The organism is Candidatus Pantoea bituminis (assembly GCF_018842675.1).
GTDB classification, from domain to species: domain Bacteria; phylum Pseudomonadota; class Gammaproteobacteria; order Enterobacterales; family Enterobacteriaceae; genus Pantoea; species Pantoea phytostimulans.
Genome location: NZ_JAGTWO010000004.1, coordinates 3,188,012 through 3,202,226, shown reverse-complemented (window position 1 = coordinate 3,202,226; position 14,215 = coordinate 3,188,012). Strand labels below are relative to the sequence as shown.

General features: G+C 54.2%; 8 protein-coding genes and 3 pseudogenes. 4 read left to right on the top strand and 7 right to left on the bottom strand.

The genetic code is table 11. The annotated features are described in order from the left end of the window. Nucleotides 1-159: 159 nt before the first annotated feature. The 4 genes and pseudogenes from urtA to atzF all read right to left on the bottom strand — a co-directional run bounded on the left by urtA (nucleotide 160) and on the right by atzF (nucleotide 7,584). Complete coding sequence (gene urtA / locus KQP84_RS18875) at nucleotides 160-1,428, bottom strand: urea ABC transporter substrate-binding protein (protein WP_215847686.1); 1,269 nt, start codon at nucleotides 1,426-1,428, stop codon at nucleotides 160-162. A 29-nt stretch (nucleotides 1,429-1,457) separates the two neighbouring features. Beyond that, nucleotides 1,458-2,158 (bottom strand): annotated as a pseudogene (locus KQP84_RS18870) (GntR family transcriptional regulator). Nucleotides 2,159-2,167: 9 nt separating this feature from the next. Continuing rightward, nucleotides 2,168-5,784: pseudogene (uca, locus tag KQP84_RS18865) on the bottom strand (urea carboxylase). A gap of 3 nt (nucleotides 5,785-5,787) precedes the next feature. Further along, a complete protein-coding gene (gene atzF / locus KQP84_RS18860; protein ID WP_215847685.1) occupies nucleotides 5,788-7,584 on the bottom strand; it encodes an allophanate hydrolase in 1,797 nt (598 codons plus the stop codon). Nucleotides 7,585-7,853: 269 nt separating this feature from the next. On the opposite strand from atzF, the gene sltY reads away from it, so the two are divergent. Both sltY and trpR read left to right on the top strand, forming a co-directional pair. Next, nucleotides 7,854-9,773, top strand: coding sequence for a murein transglycosylase (gene sltY / locus KQP84_RS18855; protein ID WP_215847684.1), 1,920 nt, complete (start codon nucleotides 7,854-7,856; stop codon nucleotides 9,771-9,773). 45 nt (nucleotides 9,774-9,818) lie between these two features. After that, nucleotides 9,819-10,154, top strand: coding sequence for a trp operon repressor (gene trpR, locus KQP84_RS18850; protein WP_215847683.1), 336 nt, complete (start codon nucleotides 9,819-9,821; stop codon nucleotides 10,152-10,154). Here trpR and yjjX read toward each other — a convergent pair. After that, a pseudogene (yjjX, locus tag KQP84_RS18845) lies at nucleotides 10,129-10,646 on the bottom strand (inosine/xanthosine triphosphatase). The gene trpR and the pseudogene yjjX overlap by 26 nt on opposite strands. Nucleotides 10,647-10,706: 60 nt before the next feature. Here yjjX and gpmB point away from each other — a divergent pair. Beyond that, the gene (gene gpmB, locus KQP84_RS18840) at nucleotides 10,707-11,354 is read left to right on the top strand and encodes a 2,3-diphosphoglycerate-dependent phosphoglycerate mutase GpmB (protein ID WP_215847682.1); all 648 of its coding nucleotides are present in this window, start codon (nucleotides 10,707-10,709) and stop codon (nucleotides 11,352-11,354) included. 45 nt (nucleotides 11,355-11,399) lie between these two features. On the opposite strand, the gene robA is transcribed toward gpmB, so the two are convergent. Then, entirely contained in the window at nucleotides 11,400-12,278 is an 879-nt protein-coding gene (robA, locus tag KQP84_RS18835; protein WP_215847681.1) for an MDR efflux pump AcrAB transcriptional activator RobA, read from the bottom strand. 198 nt (nucleotides 12,279-12,476) lie between these two features. Here robA and creA point away from each other — a divergent pair, with 198 nt between their 5' ends. Next, entirely contained in the window at nucleotides 12,477-12,950 is a 474-nt protein-coding gene (gene creA / locus KQP84_RS18830; protein WP_215847680.1) for a protein CreA, read from the top strand. Between the two features lie 36 nt (nucleotides 12,951-12,986). On the opposite strand, the gene arcA is transcribed toward creA, so the two are convergent. After that, on the bottom strand, nucleotides 12,987-13,703 hold the full coding sequence (gene arcA, locus KQP84_RS18825) for a two-component system response regulator ArcA (protein ID WP_215847679.1): 717 nt from the start codon (nucleotides 13,701-13,703) through the stop codon (nucleotides 12,987-12,989). Between the last annotated feature and the right edge of the window lie 512 nt (nucleotides 13,704-14,215).

Below are 14,215 nucleotides of genomic sequence, written 5' to 3'. Positions count from 1 at the left end.
CCAGCCTTCCCCGCACGCGGGGAAGGAGAAGATCGTGCTGCACGCGGCTTAGTGGCTAACATTTAGCAGCGTCTTCCTCCCCCACGCGTGGGGGAGGACCGAGGTGGGGACAGCAGCCACCTAACCTCTTACAGAGTTTGGAGGCAGCAGACGCCTAACCTACTGCGTCGTTTTCACCGGATGGTCAGGCTTTTTGTCATTACCCGCGATATACGGGCTCCACGGCTGCGCACGTACGGGTTGATCGGTCTGCCACACCACGTTGAATTGACCATTCTCCTCCACTTCACCGATCATCACCGGTTTATGCAGATGGTGATTGGTCTGATCCATGGTCAACGTAAAGCCGTCCGGCGCTTTAAAGGTTTGGCCCGCCATCGCTGCACGCACTTTATCTACATCGGTGGTGCCCGCTTTTTCTACCGCCTGCGCCCACATATGAATGCCGACATAGGTCGCTTCCATTGGATCGTTAGTCACAACAGAGTTAGCATTCGGCAGATTATGCGCCTTGGCATAGGCACGGTAATCCGCCACAAACTTCGCGTTGGTTGGGTTATCAACCGATTCAAAGTAGTTCCACGCCGCTAACTGGCCGACCAACGGTTTAGTGTCAATGCCGCGCAGTTCCTCTTCGCCCACCGAGAAAGCCACAACCGGAATATCGGTAGCTTTGATGCCTTGGTTTGCCAGCTCTTTGTAGAACGGCACGTTGGAGTCACCGTTGATGGTGGAGACCACCGCTGTTTTGCCGCCCGTCGCAAACTTCTTGATGTTAGAGACGATAGTTTGATAATCGCTGTAACCAAACGGCGTGTAGACCTCTTCAATATCTTTATCCTGCACGCCTTTCGAGTGGAGGAAAGATCGCAGAATCTTGTTGGTGGTGCGTGGGTAAACGTAATCAGTGCCTAACAGAAAGAAGCGTTTGGCGCTGCCGCCATCTTCACTCATCAGGTATTCCACTGCGGGAATCGCCTGCTGGTTTGGCGCTGCACCGGTATAAAAGACATTGGGCGACATCTCTTCGCCTTCATACTGCACCGGATAGAACAGCAGGCCATTTAGCTCTTCAAATACCGGCAGTACCGATTTACGCGATACCGACGTCCAGCAGCCAAACACCACTGCGGCTTTATCCTGTGTTAGAAGCTGACGCGCTTTTTCGGCGAACAGCGGCCAGTTAGACGCGGGATCGACCACCACCGGTTCCAGCTTTTTGCCCAGCACGCCGCCTTTGGCATTGATCTCATCAATGGTCATCAGCGCCACATCTTTCAGCGGTGTTTCTGAAATCGCCATGGTCCCGGAAAGGGAGTGCATGATCCCCACTTTTATGGTGTCGGCAGCCTGAGCGCCCCAGGAAAGGCCCATGCTGACAACCGTAGCGGAGAGTGCGAAAGCCTTGAGCAACGAACGTCTTTTCATCGTTTTAGAACCCCTAAATGTGTTTTGAGTTATTCAATGGGTTGAAGCCGGGCCTGCTGTAACATGTGTAAGGTGATTTTCCTGACCTCCGCCTTACTGACGGCGATATGGTTGGTCAGGATGCGCTGCGCCTCCTCGGTCCGTTGCTGAAAGATCGCCTGTAAAATCTGAGCGTGTTCCTGGTAAGTCGCATCAACACGATCGTCACGGGTAAAGTCGAGACGACGGATAATGCGAATTTTTTCGGTTAACTCCGCGTGGATACGCGCCATTTCACGGTTCCCCGCCGACGCCACCAGCGTCATATGAAACGCCTCATCGTGCTGCGAAACGGTTTTTCCTCTTCTAGCCGCTCCGCCTGAATCCAAAATTGTTTGAGTTCAGTTAACAGCGCGGCGCACTGTTCAGATGGCAAGGCGCACAGGCGTTTTACCGCCTCGCACTCCAGCACGGTGCGCAGGTCGTACAGCTCTTCGAAATATTCGAAGTCAAAGTTCTTGATCTGCCAGCCGCTGCGAAACCAGACCTCGACGTAGCCTTCACGCTCCAGCCAGAAAAGTGCCTGGCGCACTGGTGTGCGGCTCACTTCCATGCGCTCGGCGATTTCATTCTCGCTAAAGCGATCGCCGGGCATCAGGCGGAACTCGAAAATATCGTTTTTCAACGCCTGATAAACGCGCTCTGCCAGCGCTTCCGGGCGTCCTTTACCGCGTTGCATTGGAGATGACATCAACGCTCCTTATTCCAGCCACAGCAGCGTATCGCCGGGACTGACCGGACGGCCCGCCTGACAGGCAATGCGTTTCACTCGACCCGCTTGCGGCGCGACAATCGCCAACTCCATCTTCATCGCTTCCACAATGATCAGCGTCTGACCCGCTTCGATGTCGTCGCCCGGCTGCACCACTACTTTCCAGATGTTGCCGTTCATATCGGCCTGCACCGCGAATGCGCTGTCGTCCTCTTCCATGACGTGTAATGTCTCTTCGCTGGTCAGCGGCGCGCTCTGCTCTTCCTGCGCCCAGAGCGTGACTTCCTGTTCGAAAGCGGCCGACTGACGCTGACGGAAGTCGGCAATCGATTCGGCGTTATTTGCCAGGAATTGTTGATGCTCAGCAAAGTCGAACAGCGTTTCTTCAATACGGAGGGTGGCGCGGCCTTCACGGAAGTCATCGCGTAGCTGATTCAGCTCCGCTTCGCTCACCGGATAGAAACGTACCTGATCGAAAAAGTGCAGCAGCCAAGGTTCGTCAGCAGCAAACTGACTGTTTTTCAGGAATTTGTTCCAGATCGGCAGCGTACGGCCTACCAACTGATAACCGCCGGGTGAATCCATGCCGTAGATGCACATGTACATGCCGCCGATACCCACGGTGCCTTCCGCGGTAAAGGTGCGCGCCGGGCTGTATTTGGAGCTCAACAGGCGATGACGGGGATCTATCGGCACCGCGCAAGGTGCGCCAAGGTAAACATCGCCCAAGCCGAGAATTAAATAGCTGGCATCGAAAATCGTATCGCGCACCGCTTCGCGGCTGGCTAAGCCGTTAATGCGTTGGATAAAGTCGACATTATTTGGCAGCCACGGCGCGCTGGCGCGCACCGTTTCCTGATAGCGCTCGACCGCGCCTAAGGTGGCGCTGTCTTCGAACGCCATCGGCATCCAGACAATACGTGACGGCACTTTCAACGTGCTGACGTCGCCAAGCGTGGCTTCCAGCCCTAACAAGACGTGCATGAGCTGCGACTGGCTGAGGATGCGGCTGTCATAGCGCACCTGCAAAGAGCGAACGCCTGGCGAAAGCTCTTCCACACCCGGCACCGCCTGTTCGCGCAGCGCATTCATCAACAAGTGCACCCGTAAACGCAGCGCCAGATCCAATACGTTATCGCCATATTCGATCAGCACATATTTGTCGCCCGCCTGGCGATAAACCGCTTTTGGTGTGTGTTCGGTGGCATCAATAGCAGCCAGAATAGTGGCTGAGCCAAACGCAGTTTCTGCCAGCGAAGGCACATCAAATTTCGGCGCGTGTTCGGGGCGCAGCGTCTCTACCACATGCATCTGCGCTTTTTCCAGCGCTAGCGCTTCACTGGCTCCAATTGGATGGAAACGAATTTTGTCGCCCGGTTTCACCTGGCCGACTTTCCATAATTCCGCTTTGGCGATGGTCACAGGGCAGACGAAACCGCCAAGGCTTGGGCCGTCGTGCGTCAGGATCACCGGGAAGTCGCCAGTAAAGTTCACCGCGCCGATAGCGTATTCGCAATCATGCACGTTCGAAGGATGCAGGCCAGCTTCGCCGCCGTTGGCGCGAGTCCAGCTCGGTTTCGGGCCCACTAAGCGCACGCCTAAGCGGTTGGAGTTGTAATGCACTTGCCAGTCGCTGGCGAAGAACGCGTCAATGGCGGCCTGAGTGAAAAAGTCGGGTGCGCCGTGTGGGCCATACAGCACGCCGATACGCCATTCCGTGCCGTAATGCGGCACCAGCGCGTTATCCAGCGCTTGCGGTTCGCTAACCGGTGCCGGTGTGGTGCAGGCGGCAAGCTGCGGCTGAGAAATGGCCAGCATATCTGCAACGCGCAACGTACGACCGGCGTGACCGCCAAACTGACCCAGCGAGAAGGTCGATCGGCTGCCGAGATATTCCGGCACGTCAAAACCGTTGCGCACCGCCAGATAACTGCGGCAGCCACTCTGCGCACGGCCCAACGTCAATGTTTGTCCCGGTTTGACCGTCAGCGGTTGCCAGTAATTTACTGCTTCGCCATCCAGCGTGGCGGCGCAATCGGCGCCCGTTAATGCAATGGTTGCCTCGCTGTGAAAGCGCAGGGTCGGGCCTTGCAAGGTAAATTCCAGACCGGCAGCGGCTTCATGATTGCCGACGATGCGGTTCGCCAGGCGAAAAGCGAAGTCATCCATCGGCCCGGAGGGCGGCACGCCAATATCCCAATAGCCGAGGCGACCAGGGAAATCCTGAATCGAGCTAAAGGTGCCAGGTTGCAGCACTTCAATCACCGAGGCGGCTGGCGTGAAGCTGTCGAGGAAGCGCGTCCAGACTTTGCCGCTGCGAAAGGCATCCGTTGCAATAATCTGGCGCAAATAGTCGAGGTTGGTGGCAATGCCGTGCAACTGCGTGGCGTTGAGCGCAGTCTGCAGCTTTTCCAGCGCGGCTTCACGTGTGTCGGCGTGAACAATCAGCTTGGCGACCATCGGGTCGTAAAAACTGGAGACCTCAGTTCCGGTGTCGATCCAGCCATCAATGCGCACGCCTTCCGGGAAGCTGACGCCGGTTAATACGCCGGGGCTAGGCTGAAAGTTTTTCAACGGATCTTCGGCATACAGGCGCACTTCAATGGATGCACCTTGTGGAGCCTGTTGCAGACGCGCCCAATCGATACTTTCGCCTGCTGCCACTTTCAGCATGCATTCCACCAGATCGAGACCGGTGACGCATTCAGTGACCGGATGTTCTACCTGCAAACGCGTGTTCACTTCGAGGAAGTAAAAAGCATCCTGTTCGGCGTCGTAAATATATTCCACTGTACCGGCGCTGCGGTAATTCACTAACTCACCAAGACGCACCGCTGAAGAGAGCAGGGCGTCACGCGTAGCGTGTGGCAAATTCGGAGCAGGCGTCTCTTCTACCACTTTTTGATTGCGACGTTGCAGTGAACAATCGCGCTCACCCAACGCCACGACTTTGCCGCTGCCGTCGCCGAAGATTTGCACTTCTACATGGCGGGCGCGGTCGATGCAGCGTTCGAGAAACACACCGGCATCGCTAAAAAATTGCTCACCGAGACGCCGCACACTTTCCCAGCCATTGCGAAGCGCGTCGGCATCGGCACAGCGCGTCAGGCCAATGCCACCGCCGCCGGCAGTGCTTTTTAGCATGACCGGATAACCAATCTGTTCAGCGGCGCTCAGCGCGTCGTCCAGCGAAGCCAGCAGCGGCGTGCCTGGCGTCATCGGTACGCCGGCGCTGGCCGCCAGTTCACGTGCGCGATGCTTCAAACCAAACTCACCAATCTGCTGTGCGGTGGGGCCAACAAAGGCGATACCGGCCTGCTCGCAGGCATCCGCAAACGGCAGACTTTCAGAGAGAAAACCGTAGCCAGGCCAGATAGCTTCCGCGCCGGTTTCTTTGGCAGCCGCTAAAATTTTGTCGATACGCAAATAGCTGTCGCTGGCTTTGTCACCGCCTAACGCAATAGCCACATCCGCATCTTTTACGTGCTGCGCATTGCGGTCAGCATCGGAATAGACCGCGACGCTTTTACGCCGAGGCGTTTGAGGGTACGAATGGCGCGACAGGCGATCTCGCCACGGTTAGCAATCAACACGGTACTGAACATGGTTTAGTTACTCCCCTGAGCAGCGAGCCAGTTACGCCAGCCACCAAATTCGGTAATCTCCAGCGCGCTGTTCAGCGCGGAACCTTCACAAATAAAGCCTTTCACCACGCGGCCATTTGCCAGCGTCAAGCTGCCAATGCCCAGCGGCGCGGGAATTTCCGCCACAAATTCACCGAAGCGCGCCAGTGGGATATCCCACAACTCGACGGTGATGGCAGAGCCTTGCTCAGCGCGCATCAGGCCTGGCTTTTTGATGGGGCCATCCAGCAGCGCAAACAGGCGATAACAGCGGGCGGTTTGCGTCTCTTCAACGAAAACGGCCTGACGCGTGGTGAGCTGGAAGTTGAGCGGCATTCCGGTAAGGTGCGCACCCACCACAGCGACGCGCACGTGATCGGTTGAAACGGGCAGTGCGGCGTGAACCGCGGGCTGAGCTCTACCGGTCGCGCCCAGCGGCAGCGCCATTTGTTGCTGCCAGCGCAGGCCAAAGTCCGCTAGTGCACGATCGTGCCAGGCCGGTGCAATCAGCGTGATGCCTGCCGGTAAATCGTCATTGCGAAACGGCGCAGGCAGCGCCAACGCAGCAAGATCGGCTAGGTTGGTGAAGTTGGTGTAATAACCAAAGTGCGAGTTGTAATGCACCGGCTCCTGCTTCATCTCTTCCTGGGTGTGAATGGTGGGTGAAGTCGGCACCACCAGCGCATCAAACTGCGCCAGCGTTTGCTGAATTTGACGCGTCAATTCAGCGCGCAGATATTCCGCTTCATAAGCCTGAACCGCGCTGTATTTCAGGCCGCTGGAAACGATACCGTGAACCACCGGATCCATCTCTTCCGGTCGATTAATCATCTCCCCGACGGCCACGGTGCGCTCTGCGACCCACGGGCCGTAATAGAGCTGTTCAGCTAATTTTTCAAAAGGGGTGAAATCGATAGGATGCAATGTTGCACCGCTGGCCAATAATGCTTCCAACGCCTGATCCCACGCGCCTTCAGCCGCAGCATCGTCAAAAAACTCTGGGTTAGCCGGAATGGCGAAGTCGGGATGCGCTTTCATACTGGCGGGCGCGGTATGAGGATTGTGACGTGAATAGGCATCATCAGCGTCGTAACCGCCAGCTACGCTGGCAACGATGAAGGCATCTTCTACCGTTAAGGCGAACACCGAAATGGTGTCATTCAGGCGGCAGGCCGGAACAACGCCGCTGGCAGAAAACCAGCCTTTAGTCGGTTTCAGACCCACCATATTGTTGAATCCGGCGGGAACGCGACCTGAACCGGCGGTATCGGTGCCTAATGAGAACGCGACTAAACCACGCGCCAGTACTGAAGCCGAGCCGGAACTGGAACCGCCACTGACATAGTCGGCATCAAAGGTGTTGCATACCGCACCAAAGGGCGAACGTGTGCCGACCAAACCCGTGGCGTATTGATCGAGATTAGTTTTACCGATCACAATCGCGCCTGCGGCTTTAAGTTGCGCGACAACAAAGGCGTCTTTTTCGGCAGTATAAGTGAAAGCGGGGCAGGCGGCGGTGGTGGGCCAGCCCGCGACATCAATATTGTCTTTCACGGCGAAAGGCACACCGAACAGCGGAAGCGCCGCAGGGTTGCGTAGATAGCTGGCCAGCAGCGGCTCGATCTGGGCGTTAAGCTGGGCGGGTGTCGCCAAATAGAGCCAGGCGTTGTCTTGGGTATTAAGCGCTGCCAGATGCGTTTGCAGCAGCGTGTAGATCTGTTGCGGTTCCTGTTGGTAGCGCTGCTGCCACTCGTTAAGGGTCAAGCCAAATGTCGAAGCCATGCGATGAATTCCAACTGGTATACAAGATGGAATTCAACAGAGCAAAGGCTGTGCCAGATTTTTAACGCTATGATCTGAGGGTTAAAGTTCACCCGTCATAAGTTTAACTGATGATAAAATGCACAACCGCAGCGCAGGGTTTGCGCAATTGCAGTGCGTTTGGCTCACGTTGAGTAAATTTTGTGAAGAACATGGCAAGAGCGCAATGGCCTGGTTAGCATGAAGAAAGTCTGGCACGTAGCCGGAGCCCAGAAACAGAGGAGATTTACGTGGAGAAGTGGCGTAACTGGATGATAGGGATTTGTCTGGTCAGCACGGCCAGCAGCGTATGGGCTGACTCGCTCGATCAACAACGGCAACGTTATCAACAAATTAAGCAAGCCTGGGACAGCAATCAGATGGCGACGGTGGATCAACTGTTGCCCACGCTACAGGATTACCCTCTGTATCCGTATCTGGAATATCGTTTGCTGGCGCAGGATCTCGATCAGGAGACCAGCCTGGCGGTAAAGAATTTCATTCAAAAATATCCTACTTTGCCGCCCGCAAGATCGCTGAGCACGCGCTTCGTCAATGTGCTGGCACATCGTCAAGACTGGCAAGGTGTGTTGACCTTCAGCCCGACTGAACCCAAACCGGTACAGGCGCGCTGTAACTGGTATTACGCCAAATGGGCAACCGGGCAGCAGCAAGCCGCCTTTGAGGGCGCGAAAGCGATTTGGCTGCGCGGCACTGCCTTGCCTAATGACTGCGACGCGCTTTTCTCGGCATGGCAATCGTCCGGTCAGCTTTCGCCAATCACTATTCTGGAGCGTATTCGCCTCGCGATGAAAGCGGGCAATGACAGCCTGGTCAGTTATCTGGCAAAAATGCTGCCTGCCGATTATCAAACCATGGCCGATGCCGTGTTGGCTTTGCAGAAAGATCCGCTTTCGGTCACCACCTTTGCCAGCGCAGTCGGCCCAACCGATTTTACCCGCCAGGCCACGATCTACGCCTTTACGCGTGTAGCGCGTGAGGACATGGAAAATGCCCGCAGCATGATTCCGATCTTAGTGCGTGCGCAAAAGATGGAAGCGGCCGACGAACAGGCGCTGAAAGAGATTGTGGTGTGGCGCATGATGGGCAGCGATCTGACCTCCGAGCAGGCGCGCTGGCGTGATGCGGTAGTGATGAACAGCGAATCAACGGCGCTGGTGGAACGTCGCGTGCGTCTGGCCTTAAGCGAAAACAATCGTCGTAGCCTGAACACCTGGATTGCCCGCCTGCCGGTGGAAGCCAAAGAGAAAGATGAGTGGCAATATTGGCAAGCTGACCTGCTCTTTTCACAAAACCGCAAAGAAGAGGCGGAAGAGATCCTACGTAAGCTGATGAAGCAACGTGGTTATTATCCGATGGTCGCAGCGCAGCGTTTAGGCGTGGATTATCCGTTGCAGGTCGATGCCGCTCCGAAACCCGACAGTACCACGCTGCAAGGCGCGGAGTTGGCGCGCGTGCGTGAGCTGATGTATTGGGGACTGGATAACCTGGCGCGTAGCGAGTGGGCGAATCTGGTGGCGAGCAGAACGCACGTGCAGCAACAGATGCTGGCGCGCTACGCCAACGAGCAGGATTGGTGGGATCTCAGTGTACAAGCCACCATCACCGCGAAAATGTGGGACAGCTTAAAAGAGCGTTTCCCACTAGCATGGCAAAGTCTTTATCAGCAATACACCCGCGATAAAGGCATTCCGCAAAGCTATGCGATGGCGATCTCTCGTCAGGAAAGTGCGTGGAACCCTAAAGCTCGTTCACCGGTGGGCGCAAGCGGTTTGATGCAAATTATGCCGGGTACGGCTACCCATACCGTGAAGATGTATAACATTCCCGGTTACGTGAATAACAGCCAGTTGCTGGATCCGCAAACCAATATTCAGATTGGTACGCAGTATCTGGAGTATGTTTTCCAGCAGTTTGGGCAGAACCGCATTTTTGCTTCAGCAGCCTATAATGCTGGCCCCGGCCGTGTGCGAAGTTGGCAGAAAACCAGCGCAGGAAATCTCGATGCGGTCGCGTTTATTGAAACCATTCCGTTCTCAGAAACGCGTGGCTATGTGAAGAACGTGTTGGCTTATGATGCGTACTATCGTCACTTTATGGGCCAGCCGGATAAGATCCTTTCGGATGGTGAGTGGAATCGCCGTTACTAGCTGTGCTAAGCTTCCGTACTCTTTAGCGAGTACGGAAGCCCTTTCATGACCCAATCTTTTGCCCCTTCAACCCACACCGGTTCTGCTGACAATAATTGGCTGCGCTTTGTCGATTTGATGCAAGAAGCTTTCGCTAATGGCCATGCGCTGCCGCTGATGCAGTTGATGATGACGCCAGATGAACGCGAAGCCTTTGGCACGCGCTTGCGCATTATCGAAGAGTTGATGACGGGAGAAATGAGCCAACGCGAGCTGAAGAATGAGCTTGGCGTGGGCATTGCGACCATTACGCGCGGATCAAATAGCTTAAAAGAGGCGCCGCCAGAGCTAAAGCGCTGGCTGGAGGCGCGGCTGATTACTGCTGATACAAAGGGTGAGTAAACGGGCACAGCGCCAGTATCAAAGCCTGATGATAAACGCTTGAACGGCTCAATAAACCATGGGTAAAAGCCCCAATTGCGCCACCTTTTTGTTTAATATTCTCTTCGCCAGTTAATCGCGCCATCTCTTCGCCCAGTTCACGTCCTTCACGTAAACCTGCCATTACCACCGGCGGCAGGGTAAAGCTGGCTGAACGCGATTCCCCCGCTGCTTTTGGTTCTCCACTACCATCCAGGCGAAGGCGCAATCGTCTTCAATGCCGGCTTCAATCGCTACCCAAAAGTTCGCTTCTGGTCGGACCTGACGCGCATTCATCACGCGCTGACGTGCGCCAGTTCGCGTTTCCAGATTGGTTAAGGGCTGAGCCGCCACGCCGCTATCGACCTCGACCCCTTCAATATGGCAGGATCCTTCGCCGAAAACGTCGTTGAACGCTTGTGCAATCGCGCGAATTTTTGCTGGGTTGATGGTGGCTGCGACAACATGGTACATAATTGGTTGAACCCTTGAGTGATTAAGGCAATTTTGGTCGCAGTATAACGGAAACTAAGCATGTTACAGGTCTATCTTGTTCGTCACGGTGAAACGGTATGGAATGCGGAGCGACGCATTCAAGGTCAATCCGACAGTCCGCTGACGGAAAAAGGTGAACAACAAGCCCATCAAGTGGGCGAGCGCGTTAAAGATTGGGGCATCACGCATATCATTTCCAGCGACTTAGGCCGCACGCGTCGCACCGCAGAGATCATTGCCGATGCCTGCGGTTGTGCCGTTACGTTGGATCCACGTCTACGTGAGCTGAACATGGGCGTGCTGGAGAAGCGCCCACTGGACGGTTTGACGGCAGAAGAGGAAACATGGCGTGCTGGATTGGTTAATGGCACCGAAGGCGGCCGTATCCCGGATGGTGAATCAATGACGGAAATGGCGGAGCGTATGCATGATGCGCTGAATACCTGTCTTGATCTGCCTGCAGGCAGCCGCCCACTTATTGTCAGCCACGGTATGGCGTTGGGCGTCTTGGTGAGCACCATCCTCGGATTGCCTGCTTATGCCGAACGTCGTCTGCGTCTGCGTAACTGTTCAATTTCACGCGTTGATCATCAGCAAAGCGCCTGGCTGGCCAAAGGTTGGGTGGTTGAAACGGCGGGGGATATTTCACATCTGGATGCCCCTGCACTCGACGAGTTGCAGCGCTAAGGGCAACGTTGATAAAAAATGCCGTCTCGAGGACGGCATTTTTGTTTAGCTCGCCTGTTGAGGGCGAATAGGAATCAGATATTCGCAACGAATCTCTGTTGGCGGCTCGCTGCGCTTTTTACCACCGTGGGTGAAGAAGCGCTCGATATCCTGACCCTGGCGACGCGTCAGGCCCAGCGTTGGCATGCAGGTTCCATACAGCAGCAGAATAAATTCTTGCAGTTCAACGCGCGGTCCGGTGTAGGTGAACTGGACGTAATCACCCGCTTCCAGAATTACGCTCTGGCCTGAATGCATGTTGATGGCATTATCGGCTGGCACGGCGGTGGTATAGAGAATTTCCTGCTCATCATCTTTATCGTGGCTGGCGCGCACCTGATGCAAGCCATACAGTACCGGCGGCACCGTATCGGTTTCCAGCAGGAACTGCTTCCAAAAATGGATGCGCATTTCGTCGCGATAGCTGGAAATTTGTTCCAGTGTGCAGGTGTAATTCTGCGTTTGCCCTACCAGTACCGTTTCAGGCAAAGTGACGAAACTCGGTTCTGGCTGTTTATCGTCAACAAGGCGAATCGGCGGACGAATACCGTATGAATTCCAGTCTGATGAACGGCGATACCACGCAGGTGTTTGATTAAACTGCTTTTTAAACGCGCGGGTAAAGGTCTGCTGTGAATCGAAGCGATATTGCAAAGCAATATCCAGGATTGGGCGGCTGGTAAGGCGCAGGGCGACCGCCGCCTTAGATAAGCGGCGTGCGCGAATATAGGCGCCAATGGCGTGCCCGGTGACGTCTTTAAACATCCGTTGTAAATGCCACTTGGAATAACCCGCTTTCAAGGCAACATTATCCAGTGAAAGTGGTTGATCCAGGTGGCTCTCCAGCCAGACAAGCAAATCGCGAATGATACCGGCTTGGTCCATAAAACATCCTCATACTTTCTGGTGGCGCAGCTAAACGCAGTCGACGAATAATAGCACTAATTGCTCAAAGGGCGTGGGCAGTTTCATTTGGGATGATTGTGCTACATCAATGCGGGTTTAGACCCGTTATGGTTTGGTCTTTGTGGACAATTGCCAGTACATTACATTCTCATCTATTACGTTTGCAATGGTAACTCCATGACAATATCTCGCCTTCTCATCGCCGCAGTCGCCACGGTGACTTTTTCCAGCCCTTTACTCGCCGAAGAGATTGGCTCAGTAGACACGGTTTTCAAGATGTTCGGACCCGATCATAAGATCGTGGTTGAAGCCTTTGATGACCCAGACGTCAAAAATGTAACCTGTTATATCAGCCGGGCAAAAACCGGCGGTATTAAGGGCGGATTAGGTCTGGCGGAAGATACATCAGATGCAGCCATTTCTTGTCAGCAAATCGGTGCTGTTGAACTCAGTGATAAAATTGTCCAAGGCAAAGCGCAGGGTGAAGTCGTGTTTCGCCAGCGCACCTCACTGATTTTCAAGAAGCTGCAGGTTGTACGCTTCTTTGATAAAAAGCGCAACGCTTTGGTCTATTTAACTTATTCAGACAAAGTGGTGGATGGTTCACCAAAGAACGCGCTGAGCGCGGTGCCGATTATGCCGTGGCATTAAGGCAAAGAAAAAACGCCCGAATGGGCGTTTTTTCATTTAGTCTTCGAGATCGCCGCAGAAACGATAACCTTCACCATGAATCGTGGCGATGATTTCTGGCGTATCCGGCGTGGATTCAAAGTGCTTACGAATACGGCGGATTGTCACATCAACAGTACGATCGTGTGGCTTCAGCTCGCGGCCAGTCATTTTCTTCAGGAGATCGGCACGGGTTTGAATTTTACCCGGGTTCTCACAGAAGTGCAGCATGGCGCGGAACTCACTGCGTGGCAGCTTATATTGTTCACCGTTCGGGTTAATCAGCGAGCGGCTATTAATATCCAGCGTCCAGCCATTGAATTTATAATCTTCCACCTGACGACGCTCTTCACTCGGCAGCGCCAAATTCATGGTGCGTGACAGTAGATTGCGTGCGCGGATGGTTAACTCACGTGGATTAAACGGTTTGGTGATGTAATCATCGGCACCGATTTCCAGACCAAGGATTTTATCCACTTCATTATCACGACCGGTCAGAAACATCAGCGCAACGTTGGCTTGTTCACGCAGTTCACGCGCTAACAGCAAGCCGTTTTTGCCGGGAAGGTTGATGTCCATGATCACCAGATTGACGTCATTGTCGGTCAGAACCTGATGCATCTCAGCACCGTCGGTCGCTTCATACACCACATAACCTTCAGCCTCAAAAATACTTTTGAGGGTGTTACGCGTGACCAGTTCGTCTTCAACGATAAGAATGTGCGGGGTCTGCATATTTCGCTACCTAAAATTTGCCAACAAATCGAAATCAGGGCGTACAGCGGTTATTCGGTCTCCTTACGGAGAGCGGCGTGCCGCGCTGAACCGTTGTACGAAATTATGTTTTGATAAACTCTCTATCAACGTCAACAACAGTGTTAGCTCAGCCAGTCAGGATGAATCTTGCATGCCCCGGGATGGCGCATATCCTAACTGCATTAACAGCAACCTAACAGCACCAACAACAACCGATAAGCATAAAAACAACGCTTCGTTGACTTATATCAAATGCAAGTGTAGCACGTTAACACTTTTGTGAAAAACTTCTCGTAGATTGCCTGCTTAGCTCACAAAAAGCAGCATTTTCGCTACAATTTCACTGCATGATACACAAAGTGCAATGTGCAGGAATTAATGTTTCACTAAGCTGAAATAAAAGGATTTTCTATTTTACTTTCTGTTTTAACGCGCTTGGTGGCGAAATCTTGCTCTGTGGCTTTTTTTAATAGGTTTTAACATCGTTAACA

What these genes read in the sequence shown, in the direction of transcription:
- creA (WP_215847680.1), top strand. Translation starts at nt 12,477, where the DNA reads ATGACAATATCTCGCCTTCTCATCGCCGCAGTCGCCACGGTGACTTTT.
- atzF (WP_215847685.1), bottom strand. Translation starts at nt 7,584, where the DNA reads ATGGCTTCGACATTTGGCTTGACCCTTAACGAGTGGCAGCAGCGCTAC.
- urtA (WP_215847686.1), bottom strand. Translation starts at nt 1,428, where the DNA reads ATGAAAAGACGTTCGTTGCTCAAGGCTTTCGCACTCTCCGCTACGGTT.
- gpmB (WP_215847682.1), top strand. Translation starts at nt 10,707, where the DNA reads ATGTTACAGGTCTATCTTGTTCGTCACGGTGAAACGGTATGGAATGCG.
- arcA (WP_215847679.1), bottom strand. Translation starts at nt 13,703, where the DNA reads ATGCAGACCCCGCACATTCTTATCGTTGAAGACGAACTGGTCACGCGT.
- trpR (WP_215847683.1), top strand. Translation starts at nt 9,819, where the DNA reads ATGACCCAATCTTTTGCCCCTTCAACCCACACCGGTTCTGCTGACAAT.
- robA (WP_215847681.1), bottom strand. Translation starts at nt 12,278, where the DNA reads ATGGACCAAGCCGGTATCATTCGCGATTTGCTTGTCTGGCTGGAGAGC.